At 67.4% G+C, this 15,869-nt stretch carries 13 protein-coding genes; 7 read left to right on the plus strand and 6 right to left on the minus strand.

The window, feature by feature from the left end; translation table 11 throughout:
- Positions 1–312: 312 nt before the first annotated feature.
- Together AC4D2C_RS12235 and AC4D2C_RS12240 are read right to left on the minus strand one after the other, a co-directional pair.
- A complete protein-coding gene (locus AC4D2C_RS12235) occupies positions 313–1,770 on the minus strand; it encodes a hypothetical protein (RefSeq protein ID WP_490915162.1) in 1,458 nt (485 codons plus the stop codon).
- Positions 1,763–2,737, minus strand: coding sequence for a hypothetical protein (locus AC4D2C_RS12240; protein WP_490915163.1), 975 nt, complete (start codon positions 2,735–2,737; stop codon positions 1,763–1,765). The genes AC4D2C_RS12235 and AC4D2C_RS12240 overlap by 8 nt, the downstream gene beginning before the upstream one ends.
- A gap of 657 nt (positions 2,738–3,394) precedes the next feature.
- On the opposite strand from AC4D2C_RS12240, the gene AC4D2C_RS12245 reads away from it, so the two are divergent.
- Positions 3,395–4,708, plus strand: a complete 1,314-nt coding sequence (locus AC4D2C_RS12245) for a GmrSD restriction endonuclease domain-containing protein (RefSeq protein ID WP_490915164.1) — start codon at positions 3,395–3,397, stop codon at positions 4,706–4,708.
- Between the two features lie 77 nt (positions 4,709–4,785).
- On the opposite strand, the gene AC4D2C_RS12250 is transcribed toward AC4D2C_RS12245, so the two are convergent.
- Complete coding sequence (locus AC4D2C_RS12250) at positions 4,786–5,688, minus strand: aldo/keto reductase (protein WP_490915165.1); 903 nt, start codon at positions 5,686–5,688, stop codon at positions 4,786–4,788.
- Positions 5,689–5,792: 104 nt separating this feature from the next.
- Between AC4D2C_RS12250 and AC4D2C_RS12255 the strand changes: the two genes are divergently transcribed.
- The 5 genes from AC4D2C_RS12255 (at position 5,793) to AC4D2C_RS12275 (ending at position 10,481) form a co-directional block, all read left to right on the plus strand.
- Positions 5,793–6,644: a helix-turn-helix transcriptional regulator gene (locus AC4D2C_RS12255; RefSeq protein ID WP_490915166.1), complete on the plus strand. Its 852-nt coding sequence runs from the start codon at positions 5,793–5,795 to the stop codon at positions 6,642–6,644.
- 136 nt (positions 6,645–6,780) lie between these two features.
- Entirely contained in the window at positions 6,781–7,356 is a 576-nt protein-coding gene (gene hxlB, locus AC4D2C_RS12260) for a 6-phospho-3-hexuloisomerase (protein WP_490915167.1), read from the plus strand.
- A gap of 46 nt (positions 7,357–7,402) precedes the next feature.
- A complete protein-coding gene (hxlA, locus tag AC4D2C_RS12265) occupies positions 7,403–8,026 on the plus strand; it encodes a 3-hexulose-6-phosphate synthase (RefSeq protein ID WP_490915168.1) in 624 nt (207 codons plus the stop codon).
- Between the two features lie 326 nt (positions 8,027–8,352).
- Entirely contained in the window at positions 8,353–8,970 is a 618-nt protein-coding gene (locus AC4D2C_RS12270) for an FMN-binding negative transcriptional regulator (protein WP_490915169.1), read from the plus strand.
- A gap of 8 nt (positions 8,971–8,978) precedes the next feature.
- Positions 8,979–10,481 carry an amidohydrolase gene (locus AC4D2C_RS12275; RefSeq protein ID WP_490915170.1) on the plus strand — a complete coding sequence of 501 codons (1,503 nt, stop codon included), beginning with the start codon at positions 8,979–8,981 and terminating at the stop codon, positions 10,479–10,481.
- A gap of 45 nt (positions 10,482–10,526) precedes the next feature.
- Here AC4D2C_RS12275 and AC4D2C_RS12280 read toward each other — a convergent pair whose 3' ends face one another.
- Entirely contained in the window at positions 10,527–11,705 is a 1,179-nt protein-coding gene (locus AC4D2C_RS12280) for an epoxide hydrolase family protein (RefSeq protein ID WP_490915171.1), read from the minus strand.
- Positions 11,706–11,910: 205 nt separating this feature from the next.
- Between AC4D2C_RS12280 and AC4D2C_RS12285 the strand changes: the two genes are divergently transcribed.
- On the plus strand, positions 11,911–13,200 hold the full coding sequence (locus AC4D2C_RS12285) for a M20 family metallo-hydrolase (RefSeq protein WP_490915172.1): 1,290 nt from the start codon (positions 11,911–11,913) through the stop codon (positions 13,198–13,200).
- Positions 13,201–13,256: 56 nt separating this feature from the next.
- Here AC4D2C_RS12285 and AC4D2C_RS12290 read toward each other — a convergent pair whose 3' ends face one another.
- The gene (locus tag AC4D2C_RS12290; protein WP_490915173.1) at positions 13,257–14,552 is read right to left on the minus strand and encodes an ArgE/DapE family deacylase; all 1,296 of its coding nucleotides are present in this window, start codon (positions 14,550–14,552) and stop codon (positions 13,257–13,259) included.
- Positions 14,542–15,867: an MFS transporter gene (locus tag AC4D2C_RS12295; RefSeq protein WP_490905454.1), complete on the minus strand. Its 1,326-nt coding sequence runs from the start codon at positions 15,865–15,867 to the stop codon at positions 14,542–14,544. Before AC4D2C_RS12295 ends, AC4D2C_RS12290 begins: the two co-directional genes overlap by 11 nt.
- Positions 15,868–15,869: the final 2 nt, after the last annotated feature.

Consider the following 15,869-nt stretch of genomic DNA (forward strand, 5'->3'; position numbering starts at 1 on the left):
GACCGGGCATCGGTTTGGCAATTTCGGGCGCGTACAGCTGGCGTAGCGATCGATGGCCCTGGTCAAGAAGCTCGTACCGCCGTCATCAAAGCGCCGGACCGCTTTGAGGGTCAGATCCATAGGTCCGCAGCGCGTGAATCAGTGCCTCGCCTCCGACCGAGGCTGAGGCTTGGAACTGGCAGGAAGTTGAATCCGTGCACGCCGTAGGAGCGTCGCGGAAAGGTGCCGTCGTCCTTGTCTGGAAGCTGCGCATGAGTGCGTTGTAGAACCAGCTTGTGCATCGTGCGGGCAGTCAAGAGTGTCCCCATGCAACTAGTCGAGGAAGTACGCCACAATCTTGTCCTCGGAGTCCAAGATTTCGTCTGCAGGGACGCCGAATCGTCGTGCGAGCTCGGCTGATCCAAGGAGCGCGATCTGCATGTCAGGCGAGAAGGCCCGTTCGAGCAATCCGAGATAGTCTGACATGCTCTCGTCCAGCTTTTGTATGAGCTCCTGGTGCTCGGCGGCAAGTTGCTCGTCGAGGACGTGTTGCTCGTCCAGGTAACGCTCGATCAGCTCGGCCTCCCGCTTGGAGAGGGACGACGCCACCGTCCTGTACATGATGGTGCCCACTGTGTTGCCGATGACGGCGCCAAGTACGGGAACAGGGATGACCGCCTGGCCTACAAAGGAGGACAGTGCGCTCACTGCGGCCTCCAAAGACAGGAGCTCCGCGTTTTCGATGAACTCGAGCTCGTCGATCTCGCCGCGGCGGAGCTTGTTCGCCTGCTCTGCGATGCCGAAGGACGCGGTGACGATTGAGCTGGCGACCGCGGCGGAAGTGGCAGTGAAGTTCGTCAACGCATAGATGCTGGAGCCTCGGATCCCACCCTTGCCGAAGCTCAGGCCGGTTTCGCCTGCGATGTCGAGCCAGTCCTGCTGACTGAACTCCCGAAGCTGCTTTCCTTCCCGCTTCTTGGCGACCACGGCCAGCACGAAGGCAGTCCCGCCCTCGACTGCGGCGGCTGTAACGGTCGCCGACGCTCCTTCTCGCAGAGTCGGCAGGCTCTCCTGATATGCGTTGTCGCGCAGGAACTGATCAGTGGAACGGAGCGAGTTTTCCTCGGCCGCCATGGTGGACTCGTAGACGCCCCTTTGAGCTTGACGGTACTCAAGCGTCGAGGGCTCGAGCGATTCAAGGTCGATCGACCCCTGCTGGAAGAACGCCTCGATCCGCCGCCAGTCCGTGAAGGACGGCCCGTCGCCGCTGCGCGACAGCTTTCCTGCTTCCTCCTGTGACATGGAGCGCAGCCGTTCGACCACCTCGAAGTGATCACGAGGGATCTGGTACTTCCCGCCGTCCTTCACATAGTCGGGGTACTTCTCAAGGTGCTCGGCGATTGCTCCCAGCGAGAAGCGACCCCCCGATGCGACGAACTTCTGCTGGATGTCCACGCCGCTGCGGATGAGGTCCACCGGTCCATTGTCGTTAACCCACTGGTAGACAGAATCCTGGCCCAGGATCTGCTTGCGGGCGTTGCCGATGCCCACCTCCGCGAGCTCTGCGATGAAGCCGTGCATGCCGTGCTGACCTCCGCGATTGGAGGTGACCACCTCGAGATTGATCCTCCTGATCGCTTCATCGATGCTGCTCAGTGCGTTCAGGAGGTTCTCGTCCTGCTGCCTAAACGAGCTCAGTAGCTGGTCAATGCGTACCTGGTTGAGATAGTTCACCCAGGAGGCAACTGCCTGCTCCTGGTTGCTCTTGATGAACTTCGTGAAGTCATTCATCAACGACGACCCATTTGACACGCTGAGACAGCAGGGCTGCGCACGACTTCGTGTTGTTCACAAGGACTGCCAGGCTGTCCTGCTGGGAAGTCGAGAGCGAACGGAAATCGGCGCCAAAGCACGCCAACGCTACGACATAGGTACCCATCAGCTCGATACGCAGCGCCGTTGTCTTCTGGAGGAGATCATCAATCTGAGCGTCACCGCCCTTGACCGACGCGATGTTTCGCTTCAGCGCAGCTAGCGCTTCCTGCTTTGCCTCCCGCGTCTCCAACTTCTTCTTTGAGAGCAATGCGATCGATGCGAGGAGGGAAGCTCCTGCGACGGTCCATCCAACAGGGCCAGCTAGCGCCAGCAAAGCGCCGCCTGCAGCGGTACCTCCACCTCCGGCAGCCAGGGCGCCACCGCCCAGCCAAGCGAGAGCTGCGTTGCTCGCGGCGGCCCCGGAGAGAGTGGAAATCGCGGTGCCAGTGGACGCCGCACCGAAAGTAGTAGCAACCCACATGGCAGCCGTCGGTGCGACGCTCACGACGGCAGCTCCCGTTGCAAATCCGGCTCCAGCGCCGGCAGCAGAACGCTTCGCAGCTTCGAGATCCTCTCGAGCGAACTCCTCCGCATCCAGAAATTGGGCTCTTTGGGCGTCGATCTCACCTAGCGAGGCCTTGAATGACTTCGGCGTGTTCGCGATGCTGTTCACCAGCAATTCGACGAGCTCAATCAGGTCCGCCGACCGTTCGCGCTGGCGCAGGAGTGTATCTCCCTTGTCGCTCATCTCGGTGAAGGCGGCGTTGTACTCCGCGATGACCTCTTCGTAGGGGTCTGCTGCCTTCACGGCCAGTTTCTCGACTTTGTCTTTGGCGGCATCTCTAGCGTCTTTGGCAGTCTGCTTGACGCTTCCGACCTGACCGGCGACTTGCGTAGAAGCGCCACGCAGGGCTTTGCCGATGTTGTCCCTAGCGCGGCTCACGCGAGGCCGTCCTTGATGTAGCTCACGTGACATTGTTCAGCCATTCTTTTCCAACTCCATCTCCATTCGCTCCTCAGAAAAGAGTATCGACTGGGAGTGACAAAGCTCACGTGCCGGCTCGCCGAGTCACCGGAAGCTCACGCCCGCGATGTGTGCTGACTCTTCCTCGGCCGCCTTGCATACGGGTTGGGGATTTTGCAATCAGGGTAGGGATCGGGGCAGTTGTAAGCGCGTTTCGCGGCCGCAGAGCTTTGTGAGGGATGTCGATTACGGTGGTGTGCGTCAGTGTTCGGTCGCTGATTGGCGTCTTGGTAACTCAAGCGTTCTGGGGCTCCCTGCGCTGAGTGGATTGCAGGGGCTCGATCAAGGCGGTGACCACGACGGCGAGGGCAAGCAGGGCCGCCAGTAAGCCGGCAGGTAGGTTTCCGTCGAGGTGCATTTTGTTGAAGCTGCTGCCGGGGCAATTGGGCTAGTTGTCCACATCATCGCAGTGAGGCTTTACATACGACAGGGCGCGTTTTCGGCGAAGGCCTTATGCTTCGAAAAGCCGTCTGGTCACTCGACGGCTTCTCACCGTTTTCTTACGACCTATGGGGTTTCATGCTGCCGTCCACACCTCCGCCTGACCGTTTCCCGTCCGGTACCGCCAGATTGAAGGTGCGTACCTCGACGGCCGTCGTTGGCGGTGTGGCCCTGTTCCTCATGGTCATTGGACTCACCAACAGCGGTCTCAGCGGCGCGCTCATCATGGCCGCGATTTTCGCCCTCGTCACAGGTCTTTACATGCTCCTGACCAACCGCCCGTCCTGGGCGCGCCTCGGCGGGCGCAGGGCCGGGGCCATCACCGCAGGAGCGGCCGCCATCGCCCTCCTCGCAGGATGTGCCACTGCACCGGCTTCGGACTCGGCCGCTGTCGCCGAACCGGCCGTGCAGGCCAGCCAGTCCAGCACGGCAACGGCGTCCGCGACGCCGTCCGCAACGCCAGACCCGACAGCGAGCCCGACGCCGTCGGACGTAGCCCCGTTGGATTCCGACACGGTCCCGGACGTGACCGGCACGCCCCGCGCGCCGTCGGACCAGCCGGCCTTCGACACCACGGCGCTCGCGCTGCTGGAGACACTGCCAGTCAAGGGCAGGGCTCCGAAGACCGGGTACGACCGAGAGCAGTTCGGCCAGGCCTGGGCCGACGTCGACCGCAACGGGTGCGACACGCGCAACGATATGCTCAACCGCGACTTGACGGACATCGTCCACGCCAACTCGGTGCCCTGCAAGGTGCAGTCGGGCCTGCTGGACGACCCGTACACCGGGACCGAGATCCCGTTCCTGCGGGGACAGACGACGAGCACCGAGGTGCAGATCGACCACGTCGTCGCGCTGTCGGACGCCTGGCAGAAGGGCGCGCAGCAGCTCACCGCCGAGCAGCGCGTCGCCTTCGCCAACGATCCGCTGAACCTGCAGTCCACGGACGGCCCCACCAACCAGCAAAAGAGCGACAGCGACGCCGCCACCTGGCTGCCGCCGAACAAGGGCTACCGCTGCGAGTACGTGGCACGTCAGGTCTCGGTCAAGGCGACCTACACGCTGTGGGTCACCCAGGCCGAGCACGACGCCATGGCGAGCATCCTGTCCGACTGCAACGGCATCCTCGCGCCGACCAATCAGATGGCGCCGTCGGTCGCCGCTCCGGCGGAGCCGGTCGAGGAAGCAGCTCCGGTCGTGGAGCCCGTAGCTCCTGCCCCGGCACCTGTCGTCCCGGAACCGGTCGCGCCGCCCGTCGTCGCCCCCGCTCCGGTGGCTCCCGCGCCGGTAGCTCCGGCTCCCGCGCCGGTGGCTCCTGCACCGGCAGCGCCTTACTACGCGAATTGTGATGCGGTCCGCGCGGCGGGTGCGGCTCCGATTGCGGCTGGCTCGCCCGGTTTCCAGCCGAAGTTCGACCGTGACAACGATGGGTGGGGCTGCGACAGCTAGCAACTCTCACCAGGACGAATGACGGCGGGGCAGTTACCTCAGGTGACTGCCCCGCCGTCGTCGTTCACCATAAATCCCTACATGCTCCAGGGCTCCGCGTGGATGTCCGTCTCGTCGGACCAGCGGCGCTGCAGGGCGAAGAGCTCGTCCAGGATGTCCTGCGGCAGTGGCGTGATGTCCTGGCTGAAGGAGAGCAGTTCCTTCAGGTTCTTTTCGCGGCTCGTCGAGCCCACGGTGGACACCACCTGCGGGGTGCTGTGGGCAAAGCGGATGCAGAACTCGGCCCAGCTCGCCACGCCCGATCGCTCGAAGATCGGCGCCACCTCGACGGCACGTTCCTGCAGGTAGGGCTGCCACGCGGCTCCGGGGACATCGCGCAGGGTGTGCACGGGCGCACCGGCCACGGTGCGCATCGAGATGATGGCCTTGTCCTGTGCCAGCAGTTCGTCCCAGAGTTCGTTGGAGGCGAAGCGCTGCAGCGGATTGAGGTAGAAGATATAGCCGTCGATCAGCCCGTCCAGGTGCCCGGCCCGCAGCGCCGCGAGGGGCGCCTCGGAGGTCCAGGGGAAGATCTCGAGGACGAAGCGACCCACGAGGCCCTCGTCCTTGATGCGCCGGAGGTCGGCAAGGGTGGGGCCGCCCGTGACCATGTCGTCAGCGAAGGCGCCGGCGCCTGTGAGCTGGCCGATGTCGATGGAGCTGATGCCCAGGGGCTCGATGTTCTCGGCGATCGTCGACCGGACGTCGTCGGCCGTGCCGCCGCCGAGCTTCACGATGACGGGCGGGATCTTGCTGGGCTCCTCGGCCAACGCGGCACCGAGGACCTCGAGGGCGTGGTCGTACTGGCGTGAGGTGTGCAGCCACAGGCCTGCGTCGATCGCCGCGCGGGCCATGGCTGCCTGCTGCTCGCGGGGGACGTCGTCGTGCCCGAGCCGCGTGGTGCCGTAGATGTACGGGGGGAGGTCTGCCAGAGGTTTCATTGCCTCAGGCTACCGGCCGCAGGAGGCAGCGGAGAGGAATCGCTCCTTCGTCCAGCCGTGGGACTCGCCGATACGGCGCGATCAGGTACGGCAGAATGGCAACCATGGACCGGGCCGCAGAGATCTCAGCTTTCCTGCGCTCGCGACGCGCACGGCTTTCACCCGCCGACCTCGGTGCACCGTTCGACGGCAGGGTGCGCCGCGTGCCCGGTCTCCGCCGGGAGGAGGTGGCGCGGCTCGCGGGGATGAGCGCTGACTACTACATGCGGATCGAGCAGGGCCGCGGGGGTGCGGTGTCCCTCGAGATCATCGACTCCATCGCACAGGCCCTCCGGCTCGACACGGTGGAGCGGAACCACCTCCTCAACCTGTGCGGCACCCCGACGCCACACCACGCGCCCACGTACGAGCCGCAGCGCGTGCGGCCCGGACTGTACGACCTGCTGTCCGTCATGGAGTCGGTTCCCGCGATCATCCTTGGCCGCCGAACGGACGTGCTCGCCAGCAACCGCCTGGCCCGGGCGCTCATGACCGACTTCGAGGCACTGCCGGCCACCCGCCGCAACTACGCACGCTTCATCCTGCTGGACCCGAAGGCCCGGGAGCTCTACCAGGACTGGGAGCAGGTGAGCGAGCAGACCACCGCGATGCTCCACCTCGACGTCGGACGCTTCCCGGACGACCGCCGGCTCGCCGAACTCATCACCGACCTCCGCGAGGGCTGCCCCGAGTTCACCCGCTTCTGGGACGACCAGAACGTCCACGAGAAGGACCAGGGCGAGATCCGCTTCAACCACCCGGAGGCCGGCGAGTTCGTGCTGCACTATCAGACCCTCCTGGTCCCGGGCGAGGCGGACCAGAGCGTCTGCACCTACTACGGGGCACCGGGCTCCAGCAGCGAGGCCGCGCTCGCACGTCTGGCGCAGGCGACGTCGTCGTCGCCGGCCAGCGCCTGACACCTGTGGCGTGATTCACGGATCTGCCTAGCCCTGCGCAACCTAGGTTCAGCGGGGTAGGGCAAGCGCCCTGACGGGACGTGCCGCGGTGATGGACTGGAGTCCGGACCAACCCCGAACGGCAGGAGCCCCACCGATGACCGCAGCACCCGGCAACCCCTCGGTGCCCGTCAGCCTGCGCCTGCTCCACGAGGAACTCGTCGCTGCCGCAGACGGCCTGCAGGACGACCAGCTTGCCTCACTCGTCACCGAGATCCAGCAGGCCGGTCGCGTGTTCGTCACCGGGGGAGGGCGCAGCGGTCTCGCCCTGCGCATGCACGCCATGCGCCTCATGCACCTGGGCTTGACCGTCCACGTGGTGGGCGAGACGACGACGCCGGCCATCGGCGACGGCGACCTGCTCCTCGTCGCCTCCGGCTCCGGTACGACCGCGGGCGCTGTCTCCGCGGCCAGGACGGCCGGCGACGTCGGAGCCCGCGTGGCAGCCCTGACCACCGACGGCGGGTCGACCCTCGCGAAGCTCGCGGACTGCGTGGTCGTCATCCCGGCCGCGCAGAAGACGGACCACCGCGGGACGGCCTCGCGCCAGTACTCGGGCAGCCTCTTCGAGCAGTCCCTTCTCCTGGTGCTCGACGCCGTCTTCCACACCCTCTGGCAGGCCGACGGCACCCCCGCCGAAGACCTCTGGCCCCGGCACGCCAACCTCGAATAGTGCGCGCCGCACCCACCGACCGATTCCGGCTAGCAAAGGACACCTCATGAAACTGCAACTCGCCATGGACGTACTGACCGTCGAAGACGCCCTCGAGCTCTCCGGGAAGGTCGCCGAGTACGTCGACATCATCGAACTCGGTACCCCGCTGGTGAAGAACGCGGGCCTCTCCGCCGTGACCGCCATCAAGGAAGCCCACCCGGACAAGATCGTCTTCGCGGACCTCAAGACGATGGACGCCGGCGAGCTCGAAGCCGACGTCGCCTTCAAGGCCGGCGCCGATCTCGTGACGGTCCTCGGGGTCGCCGACGATTCCACCATCTCCGGAGCCATCAAGGCCGGCAAGGCCCACGGCAAGGGCGTCGTCGTCGACCTCATCGGTGTCGACGACAAGGCAGCCCGTGCCAAGGAAGTCACCGCATTGGGCGCCGAGTTCGTCGAGTTCCACGCAGGTCTCGACGAGCAGGCGCAGGAGGGCTATGACCTCAACACCCTGCTCACCGCCGGCAAGGAGTCGGGTGTCGCCTTCTCGGTCGCGGGCGGCGTGAAGCTCGCCACGCTCAAGGATGTCCAGGCCTCGGGCGCGGGCGTCGCCGTCGTCGGCGGTGGCATCTACAGCGCCGACGATCCCGCGAAGGCAGCGAAGGATCTGCGCGACGCGATCGGCTGATCGACGCGCTCGAGCAGGAGAACAACGGAACGGCCGGCCCCTCGGGGCCGGCCGTTCCGTTTTCCCGGGGCGCTGTGCGAAAGCACGCCGCCACACGTTGGCGCTGGCCGCCCGACAGCTCGTGCGGGTACCGCCCAGCCCACGCGGCAGGCAGTTCTACAGCCTCGAGTAGTCGACCAACGCGTGCAGAGAGTTCAGTGCCGCGCAGGCGTTCGTGGACCCGGAGGGGTTCGCCGATCGACGGGCCGATGGTACGGCGAGGGTCGAGTGCGGCAGTCGGGTTCTGGAACACCACCCCGAATCGGTTCCGTGACAGAGTGGCAGGCATGCGCCACACGCCACACTTCGTCCTGTCCGACGTCGGCGAGGTCAAGAGACTCGTCCGCGAGAATCCCTGGGCGACGATCGTGTCCTCACCTGTCGGCGGACTCGTGGCGTCGCACTACCCGGTGATGCTCGAGGAGACGTCCGACGACAGCATCAGCATCATCAGTCATGTCGGACGCCCCGACGAGCAGCTGCACGAACTCGGTGACCACGAGGTGCTGGTGATCATCCAGGGCCCGCACGGCTACATCTCACCCGGCTGGTATCCCGAGGACCAGATCGTCCCGACGTGGAACCACGTCACCGCACACCTGTACGGGACGCCGGAGATCCTCTCCGACGAGGAGAACTTCCTGATGCTCGGTAAACTGGTCGACACCTTCGAAGGCGTCATGCCGGAACCCTCCTCCCTGACCCTGGACCTCGACGGATCGCGCCGCATTGCCCGGGGGACCGTGGGGATCCGCCTGGTGGTGACCCGCTTCGACGCGCGGCTGAAGCTCAGCCAGAACAAGGATGCTGCGGTGGTCGGGCGGATCATCGACGAGCTCGAGCACGATGGGCACTACGCGAACCCGGCCCTGGCCCGCGAGATGCGGCGTGCCCGGCGAGGATGATCAGCGCGGTGGGTGGCGTCCTTCTCCGCTCCGCGCGCCTGGTCGGAACCTCCGGTGAGCCAGTGGACCTCCTCGTCGAGGACGGGATCATCACGGCTGCGGGCGAGGGCCTGGACTCCGGCGCGGCCCGGACGGTGGATCTCGGCGGGCAGTGGGTGTCACCGGGTCTCTGGGATTCGCACGTGCACATGGGCCAGTGGGCGCTCATGCGTCAGCGCCTGGACCTGTCGCCGGCGACCTGCGCCGCCGGCGCCGCAGCACTGGTCGCCGCACGCCTGCTCTCGATGCCACCGGCGGCCGGACAGCCCCTGATCGGCTACGGCTTCCAGGACGGACTGTGGCCGGATGCCCCGACGCGGGAACTGCTCGACGCCGTCGGGTCCGACGTGCCCGTCGTGCTCGTCAGCAAGGACCTGCACGCGGCGTGGCTCAACACCAGGGCCCTCGCCTTCCACGGGCACGCCGAGCACCCCACGGGCGTGCTGCGCGAACAGGCCGCCTTCGATGTCAACGCCCGCATCAGCTCGGTCCCCGACGAGCACCTCGACGGCTGGGTGGCGGAGGCGGTCGACGCCGCGGCCGCCCGGGGCGTCGTCGGCGTCGTCGACCTCGAGATGACCCTCTCCCTCGACCGGTGGGCTCACCGTGTCGCCGGCGGCATCCGGGGCATGCGGGTCCGGGCCGGCGTGTACCCGCACGATCTCGACGCGGTCATCGCGCGGGGCCTGCGCACCGGGGACGTCATCGAGGGGACGGAGGGCCTGGTGACGATGGGCCCGTTCAAGATCATCACCGACGGTTCGCTGAACACCCGGACCGCGTTCTGCCACGCACCGTATCCCGGTCTCGACGGGGCCCGCGAAGGCCGGGGGATCTGCACGGTCGACCGTGGCCGGCTCGTCGATCATCTCCGCCGCGCGTCGTCGGCAGGCCTCGTGCCGGCGGTCCACGCGATCGGGGACGCGGCGAACTCCCTCGCCCTCGACGCGTTCGAGGAGGCGGGCTGCGGCGGAAGCATCGAGCATGCCCAGCTGGTCGACGAGGCCGACTTCGGACGCTTCGCGCGCCTCGGCGTCACTGCCAGCGTCCAGCCGGAGCACGCGATGGATGATCGCGACGTCGCGGATCGATACTGGCCGGGGCGCACACACCGGGCCTTCGCCTTCGGGAGCCTGGTGGCAGCGGGCGCGGAGGTCAGGCTCGGCTCGGACGCGCCGGTCGCGCAGCTCGACCCGTGGGTGTCGATGGCCGCCGCCGTGTCCCGTGCACGGGACGGGCGCTCACCCTGGCACCCTGAGCAACGCGTGCTGTCATCGGTGGCACTCGCTGCCTCCACCGATGGGCGCACGGTGCTGCGGCCGGGGTCTGTCGCGGATCTCGTGGTCACCGAACTGGACCCGCTCCGCGCCGACGACCATCAGCTGCGGACCCTCGCCGTGTCGGCGACCATGCTCGAGGGCCGGTGGACGCACTCCACCCTCGACGGCGACGCCGGAACCGTTCAACGCTGATACCGATCGCCGCCGTGATGTCCGTTCCCGACGAGGTGAGGGCACCTACAGGTCGCCGAAGAACGTCCGCACGTCTTCGACCAGCAGTTCAGGCTCCTCGAGCGCCGCGAAGTGCCCGCCGCGGTCGACGTCGGTCCAGCGGGTCACCGTGTTCTCCCGTTCCACGTAGCTGCGGATGGCGATGTCGTGCGCGAAGTTGATGACCGCCGTCGGCACATCGCTCTTCTCCTTCGCCGTGCCCCACCCGCTCGACTGCGCATACACGGTCAGCGCCGATGAGCCCGCTGTGCGCGTGAACCAGTAGAGGGAGACGTTGGCAAGCAGCAGGTCGCGGTCGAGGATCTCGAGGACGTCCCGCTCCACCGGCCACGTCCAGGCCTGGAACTTGTCCATGATCCAGGCCAGCTGACCCACGGGACTGTCGGTGAGCAGCGTACCGATCAGACCGGGGCGCGTGGACTGGATGGAGATGTAGCCGAACTGCTGCCACATGAACGCCTCGATGTCGGCGATGGCGCGCTTCTCCCGCTCGGTGAGGCGCGCGAGGTCCTCCTCGGCGAGCGGGAGTTCCGGCATGGGGCCCGTGGTCCCGTTGACATGGACCCCGATCACCCGGTCCGGTTCCACCCTCGCCAGCTCGGGGGCCAGCCCGGCGCCGTAGTCGCCACCCTGCACGCCGAACCGCTCGTAGCCGAGGCGTGTCATCAGTTCCGCGTAGGAACCGGCCACGCGGGTGTCGTCCCACCCGCCGTCGGCGAGGGGACTGGAGAACGTGAAGCCCGGGGCCGACGGGATCACGACATGGAATGCCGGACTGCCCGGACTGCCATGGCTTCCCGGCGCGGTGAGGGGACCGATTAGGTCCACGAATTCCAGGAACGAGCCCGGCCACCCGTGCGCCAGCAGGAGGGGCACGGCGTCAGGATCCTCGGAGCGCACGTGGAGGAAGTGGAGCGGTTGACCCTCGATCGTCGTCGTGAACTGCGGGACATCGTTCAGGCGCTGCTCGTAGGCGCGCCAGTCGAAGCCGTCCCGCCAGTAGTCGACGAGGCCGGCCACCCAGTCCTGCGGTACCCCGCGGTCCCACGCCGAGGGTTCGCCCCACTCGCTCGCTGCGGGCGGCAGCGGCGCGGGATAGCGGGCCGCCGTCAGGCGCCGCCGGAGGTCGTCGAGGTCGTCCTGCGAAATGTCGATAGTGAACGGCTGGATCTGTGGAGGAGTCATGGTCCATGGTCCCGTTCGATGCGGACGCCTTCGGTCCTCATGAGCGTCAGGGACACAGGGACCTGGAAATACATAATCGGCCCGGGCCGATGCTGTGTGAAAGCACACTGCCGCCACTTCAGGCCGTGGGGAAACGCCATCCCTGCAGGGCGTGGGCGCTGGGACGATGGGATGGACACCCGAACCCGCGTCAGAATGGACAGCCATGGGCAACGAAGCCGTAGCCAACCCGGACCCGTCGACCTTCGAGGGGAGGGACGCTGTCTTCCTCCAGGACTTCACAACGCTCTGCACCTTCGGCGCTACGCCCGGCGGGGGAGTCGAGCGGCAGGCGGGCTCTCCGGCGGACGGAGAGCAGCGGGCCTGGCTCACCGGACTGCTCACCGACGAGGGCTTCACGGTCCGCTTCGACCGGATCGGCAACCAGTTCGGGCTCCTGGAGCTCGTTCCCGGCGCACCCTATGTCCTCGTCGGCTCGCACCTCGACTCCCAGCCCACGGCCGGCCGGTACGACGGCGCGTACGGTGTACTCGCTGCCGCCCACGCGGCCTTCGCGCTCGCAGAGGAGTGGAGTGCTGCCGGTGACACCCCGCGCTACAACCTGGCGGTGGTGAACTGGTTCAACGAGGAGGGCGCCCGCTTCAAGCCCTCCATGATGGGCAGCTCCGTCTTCACCGGCAAGCTGCCCCTCGAGGACGCACTCGCCACCGAGGACCCCTCCGGCATCCCCGTCCGGGAAGCGCTGGCAGCCACGGCGAGCCAGGGCACGCTCGACGGACCGGACCCGGCCTACTACGCCGAGATCCACATCGAACAGGGCCGCGGGATGGAGCGCGACGGCGTCACGATCGGTGCCGTCGAATCGAACTGGGCAGCGAACAAGTACGAGTTCGTGGTGCACGGCGAGCAGTCCCACACCGGCTCGACGATCATGGCGGATCGGCAGGACGCCCTCCTGGGGGCGTCGCTCCTGGTGGTCGCCGCCCGGGACGTCGCCGACCGGTTCCCGGACGGTGTCCTCCACACCTCGGTGGGGCAGCTCGACGTCTACCCGAACTCGCCCGTCGTCGTCGCGTCCCGGGTGACGCTGCTGCTGGACCTCCGCTCCGCCGACGAGGAACTCCTCGCCGAGGCCGACAGGGCTCTGCACGAGCAGCTCCGGGTCATCGAGGAGCGCGCACGGGTGCGCATCGAGAAGACCGGCTCGCACTGCTGGGGCGTCACGCCCTACCAGTTCGAGGGCGTCGAGCTGGCGGAGAAACTCGCAGCGAACCGGGGACTGAAGCACGCCCGGGTCAAGACCCTGGCGGGCCACGACTCCACGAACATGAAGGACATCGTCCCGACCGTCATGCTGTTCGTCCCCTCGGTCGACGGGATCTCGCACAACGAACACGAGTACACCACCGACGAGGACATCGTGGACGGCCTGCACGTGCTGACCGACGTCGTCCGTGCGCTGTGCGTCGGGGAACTCGACCAGCCGACGGCCTGACCCCCACACGAAAGAGGAGCCCTGCCATCGGCGGGGCTCCTCTTGTCAGCTGCAGCTCAGGCGGTTTCGGACACGCCGCACCACGTGGCGATGAACAGCGCGATCGTCTTGGTCACGTTGCGGACGGATTCCACGGAGACCCGCTCGTCGAAGCCGTGGATGGACTCCGACGTCGGCCCGTACACCAGGGCGGGCATCCCGGCGTACAGCGAGAACACGCGTCCGTCGAGGTAGCCCGGCGTCGTGAAGCTCTGCAGTTCCGCGCCGGTGACGTCCTGGTGCGCTGCCGCCAGGGCCTGTTCGGCCGCTGATCCCTCCTCGAGGACGTAGCCCTCGGAGAAGAATCCCGTGCGCACCGCGGAGACATTCGCCTCACTCTCGATCGAGCGCAGGCAGTCCTCGATCTCCCGCCAGGCGTCCGCTGCGGAGGTCCCGGGGTAGAGGGATGCCCGGACGTCGAACTCGCACCAGGAAGGGACACTCGAGGGCCAGTCGCCGCCGGCGATGGTGCCGATATTGAAGTTGATCGGATGCTCGAGGTCCTCGAAGTACCGGTGGTTGCCCTTGTCCGCGTTCCAGCGGTCCTGCACCGTGCGGAGCTCCTGCATGACCGGGTAGGCGGCATCGATCGCGTTGAACCCCGAGGCCATTTCCCGCACGTGCGTGGGCTGGCCCGAGACACGGACCCGGAACCAGATCACGCCCACGTTCGCGCGGACGAGCATGTCCTCCTCCGGCTCGGGGATGACGACGGCGTCCGCGGTGTAGCCGCGCTGCAGGGCCGCGAGGGACCCGTTGCCCGTGCATTCCTCCTCGACGACCGACTGCAGGTGGATCCGTCCCTGGGGCGACAGGCCCGCGGCGCGTACGGCGTCGAAGGCGAACAGGTTCGCCGCGAGCCCGGCCTTCATGTCCGCCACGCCGCGCCCGTACATCCATCCGTCGATGACCGGTGCGTCCCAGGGGCTGCGCGACCACGTCTCCTCGGGGCCGGTGGGGACGACGTCGACGTGTCCGTTGAGGATCAGCGATCGACCTTCCGCGGACCCCTCCGGTGTGTAGGTGCCGACGACATTGGTGAGGTCCTCGAACGCCACGGTGGTGGGGCCGTACCCGACATGGCCGGACAGGGACTCCTCCTCGAGCTGCCACCGGTCCATCTCGAGGCCCCGCTCCTGAAGAGCACCGAAGAGGAGGTCCTGGGCACTGGACTCCTGGGCCCGCAGGGACGGGTGACGGACGAGCTCGGCCGTGAAGGCGAGCTGACGGTCGAAGGCGGCGTCGACGGCGTCGAGGATCCGCCGGCGCTGCCCGTCGTCGAGGGGGACGCCTGCTGTCGGGCTACTGGACAATGGCCTTGTCCTTCACGCGGAGGCGCTCGCCGAAGAAACCGCCGGCGGCGGTGATGAGCGAGACGACCATGAGCAGCAGCGCCGCGGTCCAGGACCCGCCGCCGGTGGCGCCCTGCAGCGCAACGGCGATCAGCGGGAGGAATCCGCTCAGTGCGCCGGCGAGGTTGTAACCGAGCGCCACGCCGCTGTAGCGGAGGCGGGGAGGGAACAGTTCGGTGAGCAGTGCGCCGGTGACGGCGTAGGCGATGGACAGGAACGCGATGCCGAGCGTCACGGCGAGGACGATGGCCGCGGGGTTCCGCGTATCGATGAGCCAGAACAGCGGGAACGCGGCGGCAGCCGTGACCAGACCGCCGATGAGGGTCATGCGGCCGGGGCCCACGCGCTCGCTGATGCGGCCCATGACGAGCACGACGCCGATCTGGAAGACGGCGGCGACCAGCGTCGCGTTCACCATGAGTCCGCGCTCGAGACCGAGCGTGGTGGTGCCGTAGCTGATGACGAAGGTGGTCATGACGTAGAACCCGCCGACACCGAGGAAAGCAGCGGCGACGGCGACGATCAGGCGACCCCAAGCGTGGCGGAAGACCTCCAGGGCGGGGATCTTCGCGCGTTCCTCGAGCTTGACGAGTTCACGGAAGATCGGCGATTCCTCGACCTTGAGCCGGATGTACAGGGCCACGAGGAGCAGCGGGAACGCGGCGAGGAACGGCAGGCGCCATCCCCATGAGTCGAAAGCCTCCGAGGGCAGCAGCAGGACCAGCGCGAAGGCACCGGAGGACATCAGGGTACCGACAGGGGACCCGACCTGGACGAGCGCGGCATAACGGCCGCGCTTCTCGATCGGCGCGTGTTCGACGGCGATGGTCATCGCGCCGCCCCACTCCCCGCCGACGGCCAGTCCCTGCATCAGCCGCAGGATCGCGAGCATGATGGGCGCCGCGAGTCCGATGCTGCCGAAGTCCGGCAGGAGGCCGATGAGCCCGGTGGCGCAACCGATCATCACGATGGTGATCAGCAGGGCCGGACGGCGACCGACGCGATCCCCGATGAAACCGAAGAGGACGGCGCCCAGCGGACGCGCGGCGAAGCCGACGCCGAAGGTCGCGAAGGCGGCGAGGGTGGCGGCAGTGGGGTCGAGGGTCGTGAAGAACAGGCGGTTGAACACGATCGCCGCGGCGGTGCCGAAGAGGAAGTAGTCGTACCACTCGAGCGCGGTGCCGACGAACGCGGCGCGGGCAATCCTGCCGGCGTCCGCGCCGCTTACTTTCGGGATGGCCGGCGGTGCGGTGGAGCTTGCCTCGGAGGGTTGCATGG

It is taken from the genome of Arthrobacter sp. TJ-240, from assembly GCF_058269195.1.